This is a genomic window from Lactobacillus sp. UMNPBX17 (assembly GCF_002553735.1).
In the GTDB taxonomy this organism is placed as follows: Bacteria; Bacillota; Bacilli; order Lactobacillales; family Lactobacillaceae; genus Lactobacillus; species Lactobacillus gallinarum.
In genome coordinates, this window is the sequence record NZ_PCYT01000110.1 from 1 (window position 1) to 2,460 (window position 2,460).

At 39.7% G+C, this 2,460-nt stretch carries 2 protein-coding genes; one reads left to right on the forward strand and one right to left on the reverse strand.

Features of this window, described 5'->3' with window-relative positions; translation table 11 throughout:
• Positions 1-57 precede the first annotated feature (57 nt).
• Positions 58-858: a Cof-type HAD-IIB family hydrolase gene (locus CP368_RS09670; protein WP_098046039.1), complete on the reverse strand. Its 801-nt coding sequence runs from the start codon at positions 856-858 to the stop codon at positions 58-60.
• Positions 859-1,081: 223 nt separating this feature from the next.
• On the opposite strand from CP368_RS09670, the gene CP368_RS09675 reads away from it, so the two are divergent.
• The gene (locus CP368_RS09675) at positions 1,082-2,389 is read left to right on the forward strand and encodes an NCS2 family permease (protein WP_098046040.1); all 1,308 of its coding nucleotides are present in this window, start codon (positions 1,082-1,084) and stop codon (positions 2,387-2,389) included.
• The last annotated feature ends 71 nt before the right edge of the window (positions 2,390-2,460 follow it).

A 2,460-nucleotide genomic window follows, 5' to 3' on the forward strand; every position in this document is an offset into this window, starting at 1 on the left:
GAGTTGGATTGATCGTCTTTTGGTATCTGAAAGTTAGTTTTTTCCCAGACACTTTCTTTATTCAAATTTTGCCAACGCTTCAGCAATTCCATCATGATTATTATCGAGCGTCACATGATCTAAGCCAATCTTCTCTTTTAATTCTGCGGGTGCATTACCCATTAAAATTGGATGACCTACTTCTTCCAGCATTTCTTCATCATTATAGTTATCACCTAAAGCAATGCAATCTTTTAGTGGTACCTTGTATTCTTTCGCTAAAATTGCTACTGCACTGGCCTTGCTTACGCCTTTTAGTACGACTTCTAGTAGTGTTCTTGAGGATCTGACAAAGCTCAAATCTGGGAATTTTTTAATCAATTCTTTTTGCATACGATCAAGTTCTTCTGGTTTGCCCATGATCAAAGCTTTGTGTACGCCCTGCAATTGCTCAATTTGATCAACAGTAACCGGAGTGGCCTTAACATTGACAATTTTCTCTTCATGTTCAACCAGCGGACTCTTTTCTTTAGCGCAATACCACACATAGCCGCTATAGATATTCCAAGCCGAGCCATTATTTTGCTTTTCAACATAATGGCAAATTTCTGCTGCTTCTTTTGCATTAAAAAAACGCGTAATTAATGCTCTGCCTGTTTCATCTAGTGCTAATGCGCCATTATAGGCAATCATCGGAAAGACTGTCAGGATCTGTCCTACCGCTGTCATAATTCCCTTAGGCAGGCGAGCTGAAGCTGGTATAAAGATATTGCCAGCAATAATCTGATGCCTAATTGCATCACGCGTTTTAGGCGTTACCTTCAATTCATCGTTAATTAATGTGCCATCGATATCTGAAAAAATAAGTTTTGCGGACATTTTTTCACCCCTAATCTCTTTAATCTATGTAATTAAGAATAATGCTAAAAAACTGATAATGAAAGTAATTTGGTGCTTAAAGTCTATGTCTGTACAGCAAATTATAATGAATCGGTATGATCTCTTGATGATAATTCGTGTTTACAAATTTAATCATGAATGCTAAAGTATAAGAGTTGCTTTCAAAGAGCAAAAACACGAACAATTCTTTGGAGAGAGTTTTATGAATTTTATTAGGAAATATTTTCAACTAGATAAATACAATACCAGCATTAAAGTCGAATTTATTGCTGGTTTGACTACTTTCATCAGTATGTCATACATTTTGTTTGTTAACCCTAGCGTTTTAGGTGCCAGTGGCATGAACACCGGTGCCGTCTTTACTGCTACTGCTTTAGCCAGTGCGCTTGGTACTGCAATCATGGGTATTGTTGCTAACTACCCAATTGGTGAAGCTCCTGCTCTTGGTATTAACGCATTCTTCGCTTACACCGTTTGTGTGGGGATGCATGTTTCATGGCAAACTGCTTTAGCCAGCGTTTTCGTTGCATCAATCATCTTTATTTTGATCACTCTGTTCAAATTACGTGAGAAGATCATTGATTCAATTCCAGCTGACTTGAAGTTTGCTATCTCATCAGGTATCGGTTTGTTCATTGCCTTCTTAGGTTTACAAAACGGTAAGTTAATCGTCGCAAATAAATCAACTTTGGTTGGCTTAGGCTCACTTCACGATCCACTTGTTTGGATCACCATCTTTGGTTTGCTTGTAACTGTTATCTTGATGATTTTGGGCGTTCCAGGTGCGATCTTCATCGGTATGGTTTTGGCCGCTATTTTCGGTATTTGTACTGGTCAAATTGCATTGCCACACAAGGTGATCTCAACTGCCCCAAGTTTGGCTCCAACTTTTGGTCAAGCTATCTTCCACGTTAAGGATATTAATTCCGTTCAAATGTGGGTTGTTGTCTTAACCTTCTTACTTGTTACTTTCTTCGATACTGCTGGTACTTTGATCGGTTTGGCTCAACAAGCCGGCTTTATGAAGAACAACAAGATGCCACGTGTTGGTAAAGCTTTAGCTGCTGACTCAAGTGCGATGGCTGTCGGTTCAGTTCTTGGTACTTCACCAGTTGGTGCGTTCGTTGAATCAAGTGCCGGTATTGCCGTTGGTGGTAGAACTGGTTTGACTGCCGTCTTTGTAGCAATCCTCTTCTTGATCTCAATGATCTTCAGTCCACTTTTGGGCGTGTTCACTAGTCAAGTTACTGCACCAGCTTTGATTATCGTTGGTGTCTTGATGGCACAAAATACTGCTCATATTCACTGGAACAAGTTAGAAATTGCGGTTCCTGCATTCCTTATTATTTTAGGTATGCCACTTACCTACTCAATTTCTGATGGTTTGTCATGGGGGATGATTTCTTACCCAATCTGCATGCTTGCAGCTAAGCGTGGTAAGGAAATCAGCCCGATGATGTGGGTACTGTTCTTCGTATTCATTATCTTCTTGTGGGTACTGAACTTTTAGATGAAAAACAATAGATAATAGAGTAGAGGGAGTTTAATTCTCGCCCCTCTCATTGCACCGGACGTACGGTT